The sequence below is a fragment of the Nocardia takedensis NBRC 100417 genome, assembly GCF_000308695.1.
Classification (GTDB): Bacteria; Actinomycetota; Actinomycetes; order Mycobacteriales; family Mycobacteriaceae; genus Nocardia; species Nocardia takedensis.
The window spans coordinates 191,204-209,288 of sequence record NZ_BAGG01000002.1 but is presented as its reverse complement, the minus strand read 5'-3'; the positions used below and the strand labels follow the sequence as shown (position 1 = coordinate 209,288).

15 protein-coding genes, 1 tRNA gene and 1 other RNA gene are annotated in these 18,085 nt (G+C 67.9%); 7 read left to right on the top strand and 10 right to left on the bottom strand.

What is annotated here, in order from left to right; translation table 11 throughout:
- Positions 1-13: 13 nt before the first annotated feature.
- Together ON30_RS01130 and ffs are read right to left on the bottom strand one after the other, a co-directional pair.
- Positions 14-1,303, bottom strand: a complete 1,290-nt coding sequence (locus tag ON30_RS01130) for an aspartate aminotransferase type Ic (protein ID WP_040703384.1) — start codon at positions 1,301-1,303, stop codon at positions 14-16.
- A gap of 166 nt (positions 1,304-1,469) precedes the next feature.
- Positions 1,470-1,564, bottom strand: an RNA gene (gene ffs, locus ON30_RS36865) — signal recognition particle sRNA small type.
- A 106-nt stretch (positions 1,565-1,670) separates the two neighbouring features.
- Between ffs and ON30_RS01125 the strand changes: the two genes are divergently transcribed.
- Together ON30_RS01125 and ON30_RS01120 are read left to right on the top strand one after the other, a co-directional pair.
- Positions 1,671-1,758, top strand: a tRNA-Ser gene (locus ON30_RS01125).
- A gap of 174 nt (positions 1,759-1,932) precedes the next feature.
- A complete protein-coding gene (locus tag ON30_RS01120) occupies positions 1,933-2,778 on the top strand; it encodes an ADP-ribosylglycohydrolase family protein (protein ID WP_040703383.1) in 846 nt (281 codons plus the stop codon).
- A 186-nt stretch (positions 2,779-2,964) separates the two neighbouring features.
- Here the strand turns inward: ON30_RS01120 and ON30_RS35800 are convergent, their stop codons facing one another.
- Both ON30_RS35800 and ON30_RS01105 read right to left on the bottom strand, forming a co-directional pair.
- Positions 2,965-4,719: a WS/DGAT/MGAT family O-acyltransferase gene (locus ON30_RS35800; RefSeq protein ID WP_051028798.1), complete on the bottom strand. Its 1,755-nt coding sequence runs from the start codon at positions 4,717-4,719 to the stop codon at positions 2,965-2,967.
- Between the two features lie 240 nt (positions 4,720-4,959).
- Positions 4,960-5,169, bottom strand: a complete 210-nt coding sequence (locus tag ON30_RS01105; protein ID WP_085999243.1) for a DUF397 domain-containing protein — start codon at positions 5,167-5,169, stop codon at positions 4,960-4,962.
- A 421-nt stretch (positions 5,170-5,590) separates the two neighbouring features.
- On the opposite strand from ON30_RS01105, the gene ON30_RS01100 reads away from it, so the two are divergent.
- Genes ON30_RS01100 through ON30_RS01090 form a run of 3 tightly spaced genes read left to right on the top strand, consistent with a single transcriptional unit; the run spans position 5,591 to position 7,848 of the window.
- Positions 5,591-6,109 carry a DUF309 domain-containing protein gene (locus ON30_RS01100; protein WP_040703382.1) on the top strand — a complete coding sequence of 173 codons (519 nt, stop codon included), beginning with the start codon at positions 5,591-5,593 and terminating at the stop codon, positions 6,107-6,109.
- Positions 6,110-6,145: 36 nt separating this feature from the next.
- Positions 6,146-7,090, top strand: a complete 945-nt coding sequence (gluQRS, locus tag ON30_RS01095; protein ID WP_040703381.1) for a tRNA glutamyl-Q(34) synthetase GluQRS — start codon at positions 6,146-6,148, stop codon at positions 7,088-7,090.
- A gap of 53 nt (positions 7,091-7,143) precedes the next feature.
- Positions 7,144-7,848, top strand: coding sequence for an RDD family protein (locus ON30_RS01090; RefSeq protein ID WP_040703379.1), 705 nt, complete (start codon positions 7,144-7,146; stop codon positions 7,846-7,848).
- Between the two features lie 63 nt (positions 7,849-7,911).
- On the opposite strand, the gene ON30_RS01085 is transcribed toward ON30_RS01090, so the two are convergent.
- Positions 7,912-8,448 (bottom strand): DUF4190 domain-containing protein, encoded by a 537-nt coding sequence (locus tag ON30_RS01085; protein ID WP_040703377.1) that lies wholly within the window; start codon positions 8,446-8,448, stop codon positions 7,912-7,914.
- Between the two features lie 85 nt (positions 8,449-8,533).
- Here ON30_RS01085 and ON30_RS01080 point away from each other — a divergent pair, with 85 nt between their 5' ends.
- Positions 8,534-9,313 (top strand): queuosine precursor transporter, encoded by a 780-nt coding sequence (locus ON30_RS01080; protein ID WP_085999242.1) that lies wholly within the window; start codon positions 8,534-8,536, stop codon positions 9,311-9,313.
- Positions 9,314-9,334: 21 nt separating this feature from the next.
- On the opposite strand, the gene tgt is transcribed toward ON30_RS01080, so the two are convergent.
- From tgt to ON30_RS01055, 5 genes are all read right to left on the bottom strand, one after another.
- Positions 9,335-10,579, bottom strand: coding sequence for a tRNA guanosine(34) transglycosylase Tgt (gene tgt / locus ON30_RS01075; protein ID WP_040703481.1), 1,245 nt, complete (start codon positions 10,577-10,579; stop codon positions 9,335-9,337).
- A 55-nt stretch (positions 10,580-10,634) separates the two neighbouring features.
- Positions 10,635-12,554, bottom strand: coding sequence for an ABC transporter ATP-binding protein (locus tag ON30_RS01070; RefSeq protein ID WP_051028797.1), 1,920 nt, complete (start codon positions 12,552-12,554; stop codon positions 10,635-10,637).
- Positions 12,551-14,287, bottom strand: coding sequence for an ABC transporter ATP-binding protein (locus ON30_RS01065; protein WP_040703373.1), 1,737 nt, complete (start codon positions 14,285-14,287; stop codon positions 12,551-12,553). Before ON30_RS01065 ends, ON30_RS01070 begins: the two co-directional genes overlap by 4 nt.
- 67 nt (positions 14,288-14,354) lie before the next feature.
- The gene (locus ON30_RS01060) at positions 14,355-14,840 is read right to left on the bottom strand and encodes an RrF2 family transcriptional regulator (RefSeq protein ID WP_040703372.1); all 486 of its coding nucleotides are present in this window, start codon (positions 14,838-14,840) and stop codon (positions 14,355-14,357) included.
- A gap of 89 nt (positions 14,841-14,929) precedes the next feature.
- Positions 14,930-15,523 (bottom strand): TetR/AcrR family transcriptional regulator, encoded by a 594-nt coding sequence (locus ON30_RS01055; protein ID WP_040703371.1) that lies wholly within the window; start codon positions 15,521-15,523, stop codon positions 14,930-14,932.
- Between the two features lie 201 nt (positions 15,524-15,724).
- Between ON30_RS01055 and ON30_RS01050 the strand changes: the two genes are divergently transcribed.
- Positions 15,725-18,022, top strand: a complete 2,298-nt coding sequence (locus ON30_RS01050) for an MMPL family transporter (RefSeq protein WP_040703370.1) — start codon at positions 15,725-15,727, stop codon at positions 18,020-18,022.
- Positions 18,023-18,085: the final 63 nt, after the last annotated feature.

Below are 18,085 nucleotides of genomic sequence, written 5' to 3'. Positions count from 1 at the left end.
CGCCGCCCTTGACCTACTTGCCCAGCGCCTTCTCGGTCGCCGCGAGCAGCACGCAGGTCGCCAGACCTTCCATCGCCTGCTCCAACTCGCGCAGACCCGGGAAACTCGGCGCGATCCGAATGTTCCTGTCCTCCGGGTCCTTTCGGTAAGGGAAAGCCGACCCCGCCGCCGTCAACGCGATCCCCGCGTCCTTCGCCAAGGCGATGACCCGCGACGCGGTGCCCTCCATGACGTCGAGGCTGATGAAATAGCCGCCCTTGGGCTCGGTCCAGGACGCCACCTTCGACGCGCCCAACCTGTCCTCCAGGATCCGGCGCACCAGCGCGAACTTCGGCTCCAGGATCTCCCGGTGCTTCTGCATGTGCGCGCGCACCCCGTCGGCGTCGCCGAAGAAGCGCAGGTGCCGCAACTGGTTGATCTTGTCGGGGCCGATGCTGGCCTTGCCCGCGTGCTCGAGATACCACTCCAGGTTCGCCGAGGACGCACCGAGGAAACTCACGCCGGAACCGGCGAAGGTGATCTTGGAAGTGGACGCGAACACGATGGGGCGGTTGGGGTTTCCGGCCGCCGCCGCCAGACCGAGCACGTCCAGCACCGGCGCGGCGGTGTCGGTCAGCGGGTGCACCGCGTAGGCGTTGTCCCAGAACAGACGGAAGTCCGGTGCCGCCGCGGGCAGGGAGACCAGTTCGCGCACAACGTCTTCGGTGTAGATCGCACCGGTCGGGTTGGCGTAGTTCGGCACCGCCCACAGGCCCTTGATCGTCGGATCCCCGGCCAGCAGCGCGGCGATCGCCGCGGTGTCGGGACCGTCGTCGCCCATCGGGATCGGGATCATCTCGATGCCGAGCGCCTCGGTGATCGCGAAATGCCGGTCGTAACCGGGCGCGGGACACAGCCATTTGATCGTCGGCTCGGCCGCCCAGCGACGCTCGGAATCCGGTGTGCCGTACAGCATCGAGAAGACGATCACGTCGTGCATCAACTGGAGGCTGGCGTTGTTGCCCGCGATCAGGTTCGCCACCGGAATGTTCAGCAGCTCACCGAAGATCGCGCGCAACTCCGGCAGACCGTGCTGGCCGCCGTAGTTACGGCAATCGGTGCCGCCGCCGTCGCGGTAGTCGTCCGCGCCGGGTAGCGACAACAACCCCGCCGACAGATCCAGTTGTTGCGGTGCGGGTTTGCCCCGGGTCAGGTCCAGCGTGAGCTTCTCGGTCCGGAGCGTCGCGTAATTCGCGGACTGGGCCTCGTGTTCGGACACGAGCTCCTCGTGGCTCATCACACCGATTTGCGTTTGCCGGGGCATCCTGAGCAGCCTTTCGAAGCAGCGAAGGGGGTTTCGGGTCGACACCGTGTCTGTTCGACAGCGTGACCGAGATCTCTCGGTCGTCGGACCGGTGTTCACGTTACCCGTGCGCGGCGGCGAAGTGGTGGGCAATGCGTGGCGTGCGAACAGCCGACGGCCCGGGAAATATAGGGGACCCCGCGCACCCGGCAGAGCCCGTTGACCCTTGCTGCCTTCCGGCCCTGGGGGAGTTCACAGGATGCGCGCCGCGCGGGATCCGTCGGCCAGTGTAGCGGGTCCAGCGCCCGCCGCGTCCAATCGGGGTCCACCACCCCCGCCGACACCCCGGTTTGGCGTCGCGCGGGGTGCAGCCGCTATGCTGCTCCACGGAGGATTCGCCTAGTGGCCTATGGCGCTCGCCTGGAACGCGGGTTGGGTTAACGCCCTCAGGGGTTCAAATCCCCTATCCTCCGCCATCGTGCCGAGCCGGGTGGAAACGTGAGTTTCCGCCCGGCTCGACTCGTTTCCGGGCTCGGTTCCGTGGCGGGGAGGGAGGGTACAAATCCTCTGCTATGGCGGGCGGGGCGGTGGCATACTCTCCTGCGTCACGGGCCGAGGGTCGGGTCCGGCGGGAGGAAACGGGGTGGACCGTGCTGGTCGAAGCGGCGGTGGGTGACGCCTACGGGGCGGGATTCGAGTACGCCGATCCGGCGTTCGTCACCGCGCACAACACGCTGGCGGGCTACGTCCAGCATCCGACCCACCTCGGGGTGCTACCCGGCCGCTACACCGACGACACCCAGATGAGCCTCGCCGTCGCCGAACTGCTGGTCTCCGGGGAACCGTGGGATCGCGCGCACCTGGCCGAGCATTTCGTCCGCGCCTACCATCGCGACCCCCGCGACGGTTACGCCCGACGGTTCCAGGAATTCCTCGACACCGTCCACACGGGGGCGGAACTGCTCGCCGGTATCCGTCCGGCCTCCGACAAGAGCGGAGCGGCGATGCGGTCGGGGCCGATCGGCCTGCTGCCCACGGTCGAGGAGGTGCTGTGGCACGCGCGCGAACAAGCCCGCGTCACCCACGACACCGCCGACGGTATCGCCGCCGCCCAAGCCGCCGCCTTGGCCGTGCACTACTGCCACCGCCGTCTCGGCCCCGTCCCCAAGGTCGCCGGCTGGATCGCCGGGCATCTCGGTCCACAGTGGTCCCAGCCGTGGCGCGGCACGGTCGGCTCGAAAGGGTGGATGAGCGTGCGCGCCGCCCTCACCTCGCTCGCCAGTTCCGACAGCGTCGCCGACATCCTGCGCCACGCGGTGGCCTGGACCGGCGACGTCGACACCGTCGCCACCATCGCCCTGGCCGCCGCCTCCCGCTCCCCCGACCTCACCCAGGACCTCCCCCCGGTCTTGTTCGACACCCTGGAGAACGGCCCCTACGGTCACGATCACCTCCGCGACCTCGACTCCCGACTCCTGGCCCGCTACCCCGCCTGATCGTCGGTGATCGCTTTCGCCGACCGGCGCCAACTCCTTCACGCTGCCGCCCAGCGCACCGGCGGAGTCCACCGGGCGGCCCGACCGGTACCACGGGCGGAACACGGCCGGTCGGTGTCGGTGGCGCCATGATCTCGGCGGCCGGCGAGGAACACCTCCACGGAATGGCGCTGAACGTAGCGGCGTTCAGGTGCCGGGTGGTGCGGCAGGTCGCTCGCCGTTCTCGGCGGGCGCGAGGTCGCCCACTCGGACAAGAGCCGTCCGGAGCAGCGCGGTGTAAGCGTCGAGATCGGGCAGGACGGCGGGGTCGGCGTGGATCGAGAGGGTGCGGGTTTCGCCGAGGCCGTGCAGGCCGTGGGTCAGGCGCATGACCGGCCCGATGGCGGGGAAGCCCGCGGTGAACAGGGAATGTCCGCCGAAATCGAGGTCGGCGGGGCCGCGGTCGACGCTGGAGACGACGGTGTGTCCGGCGATGCGGGGCGGGGTGTCGAGCGGATAGCCGGCCACGTCGCGACGGAGCACCGCCGCCGGGGTGACCGTGGTGACGCGATCCTGCGCGTCGAGCAGGGGGTGACGGATCCTGGCGCGGCGGTCGGCGAGGTCGGCGGCGATCAGCTCGGCCCGGCGGGCGAGCGTCGACTCTTCGATGTGCAGGTCGACGCCGACGCTGCGGTAGTGGTTGCGAACCCGGCCGCCCGCGCGGACCGCCACCGGTACTTGCGCACCGAGTCTCGGGACCGGTTCGCCTCGGGCGGTGAGGTATTCGTCCAGGGCGAGCGAGACCGCGGTGAGGACGAGGACGGTGAGGGTCCGGCCCGGTACCCGCAGACGGTTCGCGTCCAGAACCAGCAGACGCACCGCGTGCCCGGAGACACCTGCGGTCCCGGACACACCGACTGGCTCCGAAACACCGGCACGAGGCAGCTTGCGGGCGGTCCCGGACACACCGGCCGGCCCGACAGCAACGGCCCCCGAGACACCGACCGCCTCGATATCGACCGGCCCAGGGCCACCGAACGATTCTCGGTCACCAGTCGTCGCCCCGGAGACATCGGCCGACTCGGGGCCACCGACCGGGGGCCGATTCACCAGCGTCGGCTCGAACGCGGGCCCCGGCTCGGGAACGAGCCCCGCCGCGGTGGCTTCCGCGAGTTCGCGTTGGGCGCGGTAGGCCGCTATGCCGCGGGTCACGGTCGACACCATCTGCACGGGCAGTCGCGAGAGGCCCACCATGGCGTCGAGCGTCGACCGGCCACGGTCGAGAAGCGGGGAACGGCCGGCCGCGCCTGCGGCGAGGCGAAGGCGCTCCGCCCCTCGGGTTCCGTCCACGGCGGTCCGCCACGGGCGGGGTGTTCGCGCCGAATTCGCAGGCACCGACGTCCCTTCCATCGCGGCAGGGATTTCCGCGTCACCCGGCGCGAACAGTGCGCGCGCGATGGCGGCGGCGCGCTGCCCGTCGGCGAGGGCGTGGGACACCTGGAGGACGGCCACCGTGACCGCAGACTCCGAACCCCCGAACGGATCGGGCGCTCCGACGATCCCGCGGAAGACGTGTAACCGCCACGGCCGCGTCTCCGCTCGTACCCCGGTGTCGAGAAGTCCGCCGAGCGCGTCCAACAATGCGGCCCAGTTCCGTTGAGGAAGGGCGTGTTCGAGGAACTGGTCGGGGTGGAAATCACAGGGCGTCCAGCGCGGATAGTCGAGGTCGCGAGGGACGGGGCGCAGCCGGATGCCCAGGTCGGGGATTCGGGCGGCGCGGGCGACGACGCGCGCGCGGAGTTCGCCGGTGGGCACGCCCGTGTCGGCGAAGGCGTAGAGCAGGAAGAGGTCGTTGCGGGTGCGCCGGGACAGCCAGTACATGGTGGCGTCCTGCGGCGCGATCCGTTCCCCGCGGCGACGCGACGGTGTCGACTCCGTTGTCGATCCTTCGCGTTCGTCCATTTTCCGAGCCTATCGACCCGGGCGAGGACGTCCGGCGATGCCCTCCGGCGGTGATTCCGCGGCGTCGGGGAATCACCGCCGGCGGGATCGCCGAGACGGGGAACGTTCACGCGACCGCGTCGATCCGGCACGTACCGACGCGAGAATTGCTGTCACGCAGCGCTTTCACCGATGAAGGGGCCGCGAAGGCCCCGAGCCCGCGTGGCCCGGGGCCCCTGCTGACCGGGTTGCGAACCCGTCTCAGGCGTGCCCGAACCCGCCCCGCGAGACGCCGGTTAGAAACGCGTCCCATTCACCGGGGGTGAAGGCCAGCACGGGGCCGATTCCATTGTCCTTGGTGTCGCGGACCGCTACATTGCCGTCGCCGAGAAATGCCACTTCCACGCAGTTCCCGTCGGGGCCGCTGTGCACGCTCTTGCGCCACATCGCACCCGTCAGATCAACCTCCACGGCACATGCTCCTTTGCTGCGTCGAGAAACGAGAAATTATTTCGGACATCGCTGTACCCAGCACCGGTATTCGACGGAGAAGCGCCGAATCCCCGTGGTGCGCCTAGTGGAAGCGCGCTACGTTCACGGTGCGTCGCAATCGCACGGTGAATCGAGGTGAAAACACCTCGCGGGGGTGACCCCTCGTCAAACACTAGCAGGTCCGCCCATAGTTTGCCGACCCCAGTATTTTTCGATCTTTGCATTTGCCAACCTTGCGAAGATACGAGGTTGCGGGAGCATTGCCAGACTCGGACATTCATTGCTGTTCGACACCCCAGTTCACCTTTTGCGCCGGCGTGATTGGTCTGTGATCCGTCAATTGACCCACCCGTGTGCCACATCCGTGACACATGTCCGAGACACCGTGGATCATGGGTACATGGTCGAACGCCCCCGCGACGAGGCAGGTCGCGCCCGTAACCCCCGTCCGAGGGATCGATTCGGACGTCCGCTACCGCACGGCAGTGCCGGTGTTCCCCGAATTCCGGACGATCTGAATCTTCCACCCCAGCAAACTCTCTCCTTCGCCCAGCAACTGCTGGATGACGGACTCGCATTCAACGCACACGAGGTATTGGAGGCGGCATGGAAGAACGGGCCGTTCGCTGAGCGGATGCTATGGCAGGGCTTGGCGCAATACGCCGTCGGCATCACGCACATACAACGGGGCAATCCGAAGGGCGCCCGGACCCTGCTCACCCGTGCGGTCGCGCGCCTGGAGGCGTTCCCGGAGGCGGATAGCGGAGAACGGCGGCGGGCTCCGCTCCCGTACGGAATCAACCGTTCGGGACTAATCGCCCATGCGACCATCTTGGTGGCCGCGCTGGACGCGGGAACACCGCTGGGCGAGGACGATTTGAAGCCGCGGCTGACGGCGACCGCCGACGACCTACCATGACAGTCGTGCTCGCCGGACCCGCTCGCCTTCGTCCCGATGCCTGAGGTACCCGCGCCCGCCGCCCCGGAAACCCGCGGCGCGGGCCGTTACGCACCCAGCCCGTCGGGTGACCTGCACCTGGGCAATCTGCGCACCGCGCTGCTGGCCTGGCTGTTCGCCCGTTCCACCGGACGCGCTTTCCTGTTGCGCGTGGAGGACCTCGACCGGGTGCGTCCGGGCGCGGAGGAACGGCAACTGCGCGATCTGGCCGCGATCGGACTGGACTGGGACGGCCCGGTGGTGCGCCAGAGCGAGCGTCTGCCGCGCTACGAGTCGGCGATCGACCGGCTCACCGCGGCCGGGCGCACCTACGAATGTTTCTGCACGCGACGGGAGATCCAACAGGCCGCCTCCGCGCCGCACGGCCCGATGGGCGCGTACCCGGGCACCTGCCGCGACCTGACGGCGGCGCAGCGGGCCGAGCGGGTGGCTGCCGGCAGGCCCGCGGCGCTGCGGTTGCGCGCCGACACCGACGAATTCGAGATCGTCGACGAATTACACGGGCGCTACCGCGGCCCGGTGGACGACGTGGTGCTGCGGCGCGGTGACGGGATGCCCGCCTACAACCTCGCGGTCGTGGTGGACGACGCGGCGCAAGGCATCGATCAGGTGGTGCGCGGTGACGACCTGCTGCCCTCCACGCCGCGGCAGGCTTATCTGGCTTCGCTGTTGGACCTGCCCGTACCGAATTACGCCCATGTCCCCCTGGTGTTGAACGCCGACGGACAACGTCTGGCCAAAAGGGACGGATCGGTCACGCTGGCGGATCGACTGGCACTGGGCGAGACCTCGCAGGACGTGGTCACCGCCTTGGCGCGCTCCCTGGGCCATAGCGCGCGCACACCGTCGGAGCTGTTGACCCGATTCGATCCCGCCGACCTGCCGCGGCACCCGTGGAACTTCCTGGACAATGGGTTGTTGCATTCGCGCGAATGTCCGTAACGTACGCAGCGACCGATCTACTGATCTCCTGATCACGACGAGGACGAAACACTATGACAAGCGGTGGCTACGACCCCAACCAGTATCCCCAGGGCGGACAACAGTACCCGCAGCAGGGCCAGCCGCAGTACGGCCAGCAGCCGCCGCAGTACGGCCAGCAGCAGCCGTACGGCCAGCAGCCCCAGTACGGGCAGCAGGATCCCTACGGTCAGCAGCAGCCGCAGTACGGGCAGCAGCAGCCCTACGGCCAGCCTCAGCAGCAGTACGGTCAGCAGGACGCGTACCCGCAGCAGGGCTACGGCCAGCAGCAGGGCTACGGCGCGCCCGGCGGCGGTGTCCCGGCCGATCTGGGTGTGCGGATCGGCGCGCGTCTGATCGACAACCTGATCGTGTTCATCCCGCTGGGCATCATCAACGCCCTGCTCGGTGACTCGATCGTGCTGAGCTTCGTCATCAGCGCGGTCTGGACCGCGGTCGCGGTCGGCTACTTCGTGGCGCTCGACGTCAACCAGGGCGCGACGGTCGGCAAGAAGCTGCTGGGCCTGAAGGTGGTCGGCCCGGGCGGCGCCGCGATGACCCCCGAGACCTCGCTCAAGCGCAACGCGTTCATGATCGCCAACGTGATCCCGTGCATCGGCGGCCTGGTCACGCTGGGCCTGGTCATCTACATCATGATCACGATCTCGCAGGACCCGAACAAGCAGGGCTGGCACGACAAGTTCGCCGGCGGCACGCAGGTCCTCAAGACCCAGCAGTAAGCGGTCGCGAACATCGAAGGGGCGCTCCCGGCCGGGAGCGCCCCTTCGTCGTCTTCGGGGACCTCAGACCGAACTGGTCGCCAGCACCACCACGATGTAGATGACCCAGGCGACGATGCCGCCGACGCCGACCCAGATGCCGGCCAGCGCCATGCCGCGCCCTTCCTGACCGGGCCGTTCCTTGAGCTGGTTGAGCGCCATCGCGCCCAGGATGATGCCGACGATCGAGCCGATGCTGCACGTGCACAGCCCGATCAGCGAGGACACCAGCGCGCCGATCGCCAACCCGTTGGTGCCCTGCGCGACCGGCTGACCGTACGGGGAGTACCCGGGCGGATACCCGTACCCGGGCGGCTGCGGCTGACCGTAGGGCCCCTGCTGGGGATACGGCGACTGCTGCGGGTACTGCGGCTGGGACTGCTGGGGGTACTGCGGCTGCGAGGGCGGCGGCTGCTGCGGGTACTGCGGAGCCGAGGGATATCCGGACGGGGGTTCGGAGGTCGGGTACTGCGGCCCCGAGCTCTGGCCGCCGGACTCCGGCGATACGCCTTCGCCGCCGTACTGTTTCCACCACTCGTCGGAATCGCCGGGCTTCGTCATGGCTACAGACTAATGCGCACGGACCGACCGGGGTACGGGCGAAGCCGTCCCCGAGTGCCCGCCCCGGCCGTGCCGACCTGGTTGGATGGGCCGCGTGAGTGATTCCATCAAGTCCGAAGACCACGAGGGGTCTGGGCGCCCCGCAGACCACGTGGCGTTCGCCCAGGTCGCGCGGGGGTACTACCCGGCCATCGTCGCACTGTTCACCGCGACCCTCATCATCTCCAACATCTGCGCCACCAAAGGCGTGGAGTTCTTCGGCGACCAGTCGGTGTCGCTGGGGCCGCTACAGGTCCTGCCGATCGCGACCGACGGCGCCTTCTTCCTGTTCCCGCTGGCCTACATCCTCGGCGACGTGCTGAGCGAGGTCTACGGGTTCCGCGCCACCCGGCACGCCATCTACTACGGTTTCGCCGCCCTGCTGCTGACGGTGGTCTGCTTCGCCATCGCCATCCGACTGCCCGCGGCGGGCTTCTACGAGAACCAGGAGGCGTTCCGCACCGTCATCGGCACCACGCCGCGGCTGGTGATCGCCGGTCTGGCCGGATATTTCGTCGGTCAGCTGCTCAATTCGGCGACGCTGGTGCTGATCAAGGAACGCACCAAGGAGAAGTATCTGTGGGCCAGGCTGATCGGGTCGACCGTCGTCGGTGAATTCGCCGACACGCTGATCTTCTGCTCGATCGCCGCGGGCGCCATCGGCATCGACACCTGGCAACAGTTCGTCAACTACGTGATCATCGGCTTCCTGTGGAAGACACTGTGCGAGGTGGTGGTCATGCCGATCACCTATCGGGTGATCGCCCTGCTCAAGAAGCACGAACCCACCTACGCGCCCAGCGCGTCCGATCCCCTGCACGCCTGAGCCGAGCACCCGCCGCGGGCGTCACCCGCGGCGGGACAAGGTCTTCCACACCCCGAGCGACTGCTCCTTGAACTCGTCGAAGTAGCCGCCCTCGATACTGGCCCGGATCCGGTCGACCAACCGGATCGTGAAACGCTCGTTGTGGATGGTGCACAGCGTCGCGGCCACCATCTCCTTCGCCTTGAACAGGTGGTGGATGTAGGCGCGCGAGTAGTTCGCGCAGGTGTAGCAGTCGCAGTCGGTGTCGATCGGCTCGAAATCGCGCCGGAACCGACTCGTGTTGATGTTGAACCGGCCCTCCGCCACGTAGATCGCCGCGTTGCGGGCCACCCGCGAGGGATTCACGCAGTCGAAGGTGTCCGCGCCGTTCTCCACCGCGACGAACACGTCCTCCGGTTCGCTGATGCCGAGCATGTGCCGCGGTTTGGCCTCGGGAAGCTCGTCGCAACACCAGCCGACTATGGTGCCGAGATTGTGCTTCTCCAGCGCGCCGCCGATCCCGTATCCGTCGAATTCGGTGCCGCCCGCGCCGCGGATCGTCTCCAGGTCCCGGCACGCCTTGCGCCGCAGATCCTCGTATTGGGCGCCCTGGATCACCGCGAACAACGCCTGGTAGGGGCGGTGCGCGCGCTCGGCGGTCAACCGTTCGTGCTCATCGATGCAGCGCTGAGCCCACGCGTGGGTGCGCCGCACCGACTTCTCCTGGTACTCACGGGTGTTGAGCAGCGTCGTCAACTCGTCGAAGGCGAACATGATGTCCGCGCCGAGGCGATGCTGGATGCCCATCGACACCTCGGGGGTGAAGCGGTGCCGCGACCCGTCCAGATGCGAACGGAAGGTGACCCCGTCGTCGTCCACGGTCGCCAACCGCTCCTTGCCCTTGGCGATCACGTCGTCGCTGCGCACGTCGACGGCCTCCATGGCGATGACCTTCTTGAACCCCACCCCGAGCGACATCACCTGGAAGCCGCCGCTGTCGGTGAAGGTCGGGCCCGGCCAGTTCATGAACGCACCCAGACCGCCCGCCTCGTCGATGACGTCGGAGCCGGGTTGCAGGTAGAGGTGGTAGGCGTTGGCGAGCAGCGCCTGCGCGCCGATCTCTTTCATCGTCTCCGGCAGTACCGCTTTCACCGTCGCCTTGGTGCCGACGGGGATGAACGCCGGGGTGGCGATCGACCCGTGCGGGGTGTCGATCACCCCGGCGCGCCCGTGCCTGCCCTCGAGGCGGGCGCCGACGGTGAAGGTGAAGGATTCGGGTGCTGCCACGCTGCCATCCTCGCAGGCGCGGGTCACCGGCCCGCGCCTGCGGTCCTCGCCGCGCTCAGGCGTCGGCCGCGGCGGCCGCGAACTGCGCGTTGTAGAGGCGGAAGTACGGGCCGCGCTCCTCCAACAGGCGCTCGTGGTTGCCGTACTCCACGATGCGCCCGGCTTCCATGACGACGATCATGTCGGCGTCGCGGATGGTCGAGAGCCGGTGCGCGATCACGAAACTGGTGCGGTCGCGGCGCAACGCGGCGGTGGCGTGCTGCACCAGCAACTCGGTGCGGGTGTCGACCGAACTCGTCGCCTCGTCCAGGATCAGGATCGACGGTTTGGCCAGGAACGCCCGCGCGATCGTGATCAACTGCTTCTCGCCCGCGCTGACGCCGGAGCCCTCCTCGTCGATGAGGGTGTCGTAGCCGTCGGGCAGCGCGTGCACGAACCGGTCGACGTAGGCGGCGCGCGCGGCCTCGAGGATCTGCTCCTCGCTCGCCTCCGGATCGCCGTAGGCGATGTTCTCCCGGATGGTGCCCTTGAACAGCCAGGTGTCCTGCAACACCATGCCCATGCGCGAGCGCAGGTTGTCGCGGGTCATCTCGGTGATGTCGACGCCGTCGATGGTGATGGTGCCCGCGTCGAGTTCGTAGAAGCGCATCAGCAGGTTGACCAGCGTGGTCTTGCCCGCGCCGGTCGGACCGACGATGGCGACCACGTGCCCCGGCTCCGCGACCAGCGACAGTCGCTCGATGATCGGCTTGTCCGGTTCGTAGCGGAACGAGACCGCCTCGAACTCGACGCGGCCGCGATCGAGGGGACGCACATCGTTCATCTTCGGCTCCGGGGACTGCTCCTCGGCGTCGAGGATCTCGAAGATCCGCTCTGCCGAGGCGACGCCGGACTGGAGCAGGTTCGCCATCGCGCCGATCTGGGTCAGTGGCTGGCTGAACTGGCGCGAGTACTGGATGAACGCCTGGACCTCGCCGAGGGAGATGTGCCCGGTGGCGACCCGCAGGCCGCCGACCAGCGCGACCAGCACGAAGTTGACGTTCCCCAGGAACATGATCGCGGGCATGATCAGGCCGGAGATGAACTGCGCCTTGAAGCTGGCGTCGTAGAGTTCCTGGTTGCGCTTGTCGAACTCCTCGCCGACCTCGCGGTTGCGCCCGAACGCGGTGACCACCTCGTGGCCGGTGTAGGCCTCCTCGACCTGGGCGTTCACCATGCCGGTGTACTTCCACTGGTTCACGAAGTGCGGTTTGGACCGTTTGGCGATCAGCGCCGTCACCACGACCGCGGCGGGCACGGTGAGCAGCGCGATCAGCGCCAGCAGCGGCGAGATCCAGAACATCATGATCAGGATGCCGATCACCGAGAACACCGAGACCAGCAGCTGACTGAGGGTCTGCTGGAGACTCTGCGAGACGTTGTCGACGTCGTTGGTGACGCGGCTGAGCACGTCGCCGCGCGGCGCGGAGTCGAAGTAGCGCAGCGGCAACCGGTGGATCTTGTCCTCGACCTCGCCGCGCAACCGTTTGACGGTGCGGTTGATGACGACGTTGAGCAGGTAGCCCTGCAACCAGCCGAAGATCGCGGCCAGGACGTAGAGCCCGAGGACCAGTAGCAGCACCCGGCCGACCGCGTCGAAATCGACGCCGACGCCCGGCACCACGTCCATCGCGCCGAGCATGTCGGCGAAGGTGTTCTCCCCGCGCGAGCGCAGGACCTCCACGACCTGGTCCTTGCTCATCCCGGAGTAGGCGGTGAGCTGTTTGCCGACGAGTCCGTCGAAGACCAGGTTGGTGGCGTTGCCGAGGATGTAGGGGCCCAGGGTGTTGAACACGACCGCGGCGATGACCAGGGCGACGATCGTGCCGACGTAGAACTTCTCCGGCGCGAGCCTGCGCAGCAGGCGTTTCAGCGACGGCCCGAAGGATTTCGCCTTGGCGTCCGGCGCTCCCGCCATCGGACCACCGGGTCTCATCGGACCTCCTCCGCGCTCAACTGCGATTCGACGATCTCGCGGTATTCGGCGCAGTCGCCGAGCAATTGGTCATGGGTGCCGATCCCGGCGATCACGCCGTCCTCGAGCACCACGATCTGGTCCGCGTCGCGGATGGTCGAGATGCGCTGGGCGACGATGACGACCGCGGCATCCCCGGTGACGGGTTTGAGCGCGGCACGCAGGCGGGCGTCGGTGGCCACGTCGAGCGCGGAGAACGAGTCGTCGAACAGGTAGATCCCCGGCCTGCGCACCAGCGCCCGCGCGATGGCGAGGCGTTGGCGTTGGCCGCCGGAGACGGTGGTGCCGCCCTGGGCTACCGGCGTCTCCAGGCCCTGCGGCATCTCGCGCACGAAATCGGCGGCCTGGGCGATCTCGAGTGCCTGCCACAGTTCGTCGTCGGTGGCGTCGGGGCGGCCGTAGCGCAGGTTGCTCGCCACGGTGCCGGAGAACAGATACGCCTTCTGCGGGATCAGGCCGATCCGGGCGCGCAGCGCCTCGGGATCGAGTCGGCGCACGTCGAGGCCGCCGACCAGGACCGCGCCCGCGGTGACGTCGATCAGGCGCGGCACCAGGTTGATCAGGGTGGTCTTGCCCGCGCCCGTCGACCCGACGATCGCGGTGGTCGTGCCCGGTTCGACACGGAAATCGATGCCCTCGAGCACCGGTTTCTCCGCACCGGGGAAGCTGAATTCGGCCGCGGTGAATTCGACGGTGCACGCCGTGTCCTCGGCGAACGCCTCGGGATCGGCGGGCGGAACCACCGAGGATTCGGTGACCAGCACGTCGCCTATCCGGTCGGCCGAGACCGCGGCACGCGGCGCCATCATGGCCAGGAACGAGGCCATCATGACCGCCATGAGGATCTGCATGATGTAGGCCAGCATCGCGGTGAGCGAGCCGATCTGCATGGTGCCGTCGTCGACGAGGTGGCCGCCGAACCAGATCACGCCGACCGCGGTGACGTTGCTGATCAGCATGACCGTGGGGAACATCAACGCCATCAACTTGCCGACGCGCAGCGCCGTCTCGGTGAGTTCGCTGTTGGCGACGCCGAAGCGCCAGGTCTCCTGCCGTTCCCGGACGAAGGCGCGCACCACGCGGATGCCGGTGATCTGCTCGCGCAGCACCCGGTTGACCTCGTCGATGCGGAACTGCATCTGCCGGAAACCGGGCACCATCCGCGCCACGATCAGACCCATCGACAGCGCGAGTGCGGGCACCGCGATGAGCAGCAGCCACGACAGCGCCATATCCTCGCGCAGCGCCATGAAGATGCCGCCGACGCACATGATCGGGGCCATCACCAGGATGGTCGCCGACATCACGATCAGCAGTTGGACCTGCTGGATGTCGTTGGTGTTGCGGGTGATCAGCGAAGGCGCGCCGAACATGCCGACCTCGCGCGCGGAGAAGGTGCCGACCCGGTGCAGCAGCGCGCCGCGCAGGTCGCGCCCCGCGCCCATGGCGGCCTGCGCGCCCAGGTAGACCGAGAACGCCGAGGCGACGATCTGCACGGCGCTGACCGCGAGCATCCACAGGCCGGTGTTCCAGATGTAGCCGATATCGCCTTTGGTGACGCCGCCGTCGATCAGGTCGGCGTTCAGACTCGGCAGATACAGCATCGCGATCACGGAGATCAGTTGCAGCACGACCACCCCGGCCAGCTGCGAGCGATAGGGGCCGAGGTAGGTACGTAACAGTCCGGTCAACATGATGAACGCAGGCTACCGGCTGCCGATGACATCGTCGTCCGCTTTCTTGACCTGCGTTGTTCGCTGGTCATGAACGCGCGGAGGGCTCGCGTCGGGCCCACGCGCCGGGGTCGTCGGTGAGCGCGTCGACGAATTCGGGCAAAGCTCCCAAAGCGATCTCCTCGATGGTGACGTTCTCGAGGATGGCCCGGATATTGACCCGTAAACCGATCCACACCCGTTGCAGCGATTCGGCTGCTCCGCGGTAGCTGACATCCTCGGGCCGCTGTCCGCGCACCGAGGCCAACGGCCCCTCGATCGCGCGGATGACGTCGGCCACCGAGATCTGCGCGGCGGGGCGGGCCAACCAGTAGCCGCCGTCCGGGCCGCGTCTGCTGACCACGAGTTTCGCCCGGCGCAGATCGCCGAGCACCGTTTCGAGCACTTTGGGCGGGATCGACTGCTCGGCGGCGATGGCGTCGGCCTTGAGGGCGGCTTCGCTGCCGCCGTGCGCCGCGCGCGCGATTTCGAGCAGGGTTCGCACCGCGTAGTCGATCTTCGCGGTGATGTGCACGGATCACTCCTGGGAGCCGGGGTGGACACCTCGCGCGGCGCGCGCCGCGCGATCGGCCTCGAATCTACGCCGGGCGGTGGCCCGGACCACTATCGCGGTGAGCTCGGGGCCAGGACCAGGGTGGCCGCGTCGAGCAGGGTGGACTCGAGTTGCACGTCGTCGGCGGCGGGCACGATCTCCTTGGAGATCAACGCGACTCCGATCACCTCGAGCGCGGCGCAGGCCCGCAGTTCCGCCTCCGGGGTCGGATCGGGTCCGGCGAGCCATTCGCGCAGCAGGCGATTGGAGTCCATCACGTCCGGATACCGGTCGGCCATCGCGTTGACGATCGCGGCCGTGTCGCGGATGCACAGCGCGCCCGCGTCGCGGTGGCGGATCAGTCCGCGCAGGTAGGTGCGCAGGACCGCGCGGATGCCCTCGGCGTCGTGCGGTACGGCGTCGATGTCCTCGACCACGTCGCGCAGATGCTCGATGATCGGATCGATGATCGCCATTAGCAGATCGAGCTTCGACGGGTAGTGATAGTAGAGGGATGCTTTTGTGATTCCCACCGCATCGGCGACCTCGCGCAGACTCGTCTGCTCGAATCCTTTGCTCCCGAAGAGCTTCACGGCGGCGTCGCGAATCGCGATTTTCGTGCCGCTAGCTGCGACAACAGTATCCGACGCGTCACGGACAACCATTAGAAGATCCTCTCACCACACCTGCGCCCGAGCTCAGCGAAGCCCCGAAATCGAGGTTGTGCCTCCGCTTATCCGATAGGTAGTCTACCTACCGCACGGTAGGCAGAAAGCGTCAATTGGAGGCGGGGGCAGGGCGCCCCGCGAGTGTGCTGTCTACGCGCCACGATCCAGCACGTCCCAGTCACCGCTAGGAGTTCTCGCGTGTCCGTATATCTCTATCGATGGGGAAAGTTCGCTTTCCGCCGGAAATGGATAGTGCTGCCCGTGTGGCTTCTGCTGCTCGTACTAATCGGTGGACTGGGCTCGCAGCTCAGCAAGCCGATGACGAACGACTTCAGCATGCCCGCACTGCCTTCGGAACGGGCCAACGAAATCCTCGACAAGCACTTCCCCGGCGCGTCCGAGGCGTTCAAATTCGATGCCGTCACCGGCCTCTACGTCGTCGCCGCCCCCGACGGCCAGAAACTGACCGACCCGGCGAACCGTGCGGCGCTCGACGCGTTCATCGCCCGACTCGGTCAACTCGACATCGTCGACCACAGCAAGCCGCTGACCAACCCGGTCGAGGCCACCGACAAGATGGGCTGCCTGAGCAACCCCGATCCGTCGCAGTGCAGTGGCGCACCGCTGAACGTGCTCAGCGCCGACGCCCCCGCCTCGGTCGCGATCATGAACGTGCCGTTCACGATCGCCAGCTTCACCGACATCAAGGCCGAACAGCGCGAAGCCGCCTACGACGTGGCCGACGAGGCGCGCAACGCCGGCCTGACCGTGGAGATGAGCGGTTCGATCGCGCAGAACCAGGAAGGCCCCAGCGGCCAGTCCGAACTGATCGGCATGGCCGTGGCCCTGGTCGTGATGATCATCGCCTTCGGCGCGATCGTGGCCGCCTTCGTCCCGATCGTCACCGCGATCGTCGGCCTCGGCGCGGCGACCTCGCTGATCATGCTCGGCACCTCGTTCATCGAGGTCCCCAGCTTCACCACCTTCCTCGCCTCGATGATCGGCATCGCGCTGTCCATCGACTACGCGCTGTTCATCGTGTCGCGCTTCAAACATGAACGTGCCGTGCAGGATTCGCCCGAGGAAGCAGCCGGCATCGCGCTCGGCACCGCGGGTTCGGCGGTGGTGTTCGCCGGTCTGACCGTCATCATCGCCCTCGGCGGACTCAGCATCGTCGGCGTGCAGTTCATGACGTTCATGGGTCTGGGCGGCGCGATCGCTGCGGCCTTCGCCGTGCTCACCGCCATCACCCTGATGCCCGCGCTGCTCGGCGCGTTCGGCAAGGCTCTGTTCAAGCCGAAGCTGCCGCTGGTCGCCCAGCACGATCCCGAGGACGACCAGGCCGTCACCAACGGCATGCGTTTCGGCAGGCTGATCGGCAAGTTCCCGTGGATCGCACTGATTCTGAGCGTCGTCGTGCTCGGCGCGCTCGCCGCCCCGGCCGCGGGTCTGAACCTGGGTCTGCCCGGCGACGACAGCGCGCCCAAGACCTCGACCGTGCGCAAAGCCTACGAACTGCGCACCGAAGGGTTCGGCGAGGGCAGCAACGGCATCCTCAACGTGGTCGCGGACCTGTCCGCGGTCGCACCGGACAAGCGCGCCGAGGCCGTGGACGCGCTGCGCGCCAAACTCGCCTCCTACCCGGGCATGGACTACGTCACCGCGCCCACCTTCAGCGAGGACGGCGCGGGCGTGATGCTCGACGGCGTCCCGAAGCAGGGTCCCAACAACCAGGCCACCAAGGATCTGGTCAGCGAGGCCCGCGACGCCGAAGGCGACCTGAAGGCGCAGTACGGCATGGAGTACGGGATCACCGGCACCACCGCCATCTACGCCGACGTCGACCACGTGCTGCTCGGCAAGATCGTGCCCTACCTGGCCATCGTGGCGGGCGCGGCGTTCGTCCTGCTGATCCTGGTGTTCCGCTCGATCCTGGTCCCGCTCACCGCGGCGCTCGGATTCCTGCTGTCGATGGCGGCGACCTTCGGCGCGACGGTGCTGATCTTCCAGGAGGGTGAACTCGGGCTGATCGACGATCCGCATCCGCTGGTCAGCTTCCTGCCGATCATGTTGATCGGACTCGTGTTCGGTCTCGCGATGGACTACCAGGTGTTCCTGGTCACCCGGATGCGCGAGGAATACGTGCACGGCAAGTCGCCGAAGGAGGCGATGGTCTCGGGCTACCACCACGGCGCCCGCGTGGTCACCTCGGCCGCGATCATCATGATCTCGGTGTTCGCGTCCTTCATCCTGGAGACCGACGTCACGGCGAAGTCCTTCGGCTTCGCGCTGGCCGCCGGTGTCCTGTTCGACGCCTTCATCGTGCGCATGGTCCTGATCCCGGCGCTGCTGGTGATCATGGGCAAGTGGTCCTGGTGGATTCCGGCCTGGCTGGACCGCATCCTGCCCGACATCGACGTCGAGGGCGCGAAACTGCGTGAGTTGCAGGACAAGCAGTCCGCCGACCTCACGAAGGAACCGGTCGGCGTCAGCTGACCCGACCCCGCTCGACCCGTTCGGCCCCGCGTCCACCTCGGACGCGGGGCCGGACCCGTTTCC

What these genes read in the sequence shown, in the direction of transcription:
- ON30_RS01100 (WP_040703382.1), top strand. Translation starts at nt 5,591, where the DNA reads ATGGTCGAACGCCCCCGCGACGAGGCAGGTCGCGCCCGTAACCCCCGT.
- ON30_RS01090 (WP_040703379.1), top strand. Translation starts at nt 7,144, where the DNA reads ATGACAAGCGGTGGCTACGACCCCAACCAGTATCCCCAGGGCGGACAA.
- ON30_RS01085 (WP_040703377.1), bottom strand. Translation starts at nt 8,448, where the DNA reads ATGACGAAGCCCGGCGATTCCGACGAGTGGTGGAAACAGTACGGCGGC.
- gluQRS (WP_040703381.1), top strand. Translation starts at nt 6,146, where the DNA reads ATGCCTGAGGTACCCGCGCCCGCCGCCCCGGAAACCCGCGGCGCGGGC.
- ON30_RS01065 (WP_040703373.1), bottom strand. Translation starts at nt 14,287, where the DNA reads ATGTTGACCGGACTGTTACGTACCTACCTCGGCCCCTATCGCTCGCAG.
- ON30_RS35800 (WP_051028798.1), bottom strand. Translation starts at nt 4,719, where the DNA reads ATGGACGAACGCGAAGGATCGACAACGGAGTCGACACCGTCGCGTCGC.
- ON30_RS01070 (WP_051028797.1), bottom strand. Translation starts at nt 12,554, where the DNA reads ATGAGACCCGGTGGTCCGATGGCGGGAGCGCCGGACGCCAAGGCGAAA.
- ON30_RS01055 (WP_040703371.1), bottom strand. Translation starts at nt 15,523, where the DNA reads ATGGTTGTCCGTGACGCGTCGGATACTGTTGTCGCAGCTAGCGGCACG.
- ON30_RS01130 (WP_040703384.1), bottom strand. Translation starts at nt 1,303, where the DNA reads ATGCCCCGGCAAACGCAAATCGGTGTGATGAGCCACGAGGAGCTCGTG.
- ON30_RS01080 (WP_085999242.1), top strand. Translation starts at nt 8,534, where the DNA reads ATGGGCCGCGTGAGTGATTCCATCAAGTCCGAAGACCACGAGGGGTCT.